Source organism: Escherichia sp. 94.0001, from assembly GCF_013369155.2.
GTDB lineage: Bacteria > Pseudomonadota > Gammaproteobacteria > Enterobacterales > Enterobacteriaceae > Escherichia > Escherichia coli_F.
In genome coordinates this window covers 1-261 of the sequence record NZ_JABWMS020000313.1, presented here as the reverse complement: position 1 = coordinate 261, position 261 = coordinate 1, and the positions used below count along the sequence as shown (strand labels likewise).

Annotated in this window: 1 protein-coding gene; it reads left to right on the top strand. The window is 59.4% G+C overall.

Translation table 11 applies throughout. The features are described 5' to 3' along the window. On the top strand, window positions 1-261 hold a 261-nt coding region (locus HEN33_RS25900), incomplete at both ends, for a sialate O-acetylesterase (RefSeq protein WP_242460332.1).

Sequence of the window (261 nt, the reverse complement as noted above, 5' to 3'; positions counted from 1 at the left end):
TCCCGAATAACGCGGGGATCCTGCTGGTACCATGCTGTCGTGGTGGTTCGGCATTTACCCAGGGCGCGGAGGGGACATTCAGCGAGTCCACGGGGGCCAGTCAGGATTCGGCACGCTGGGGGGTGGGCAAGCCGTTATATCAGGATCTGATTTCCCGCACAAAAGCGGCATTGCAGAAAAATCCCAAAAACGTTCTGCTGGCCGTCTGCTGGATGCAGGGAGAGTTTGACATGAGCGCCGCCACCCACGCACAGCAACCTG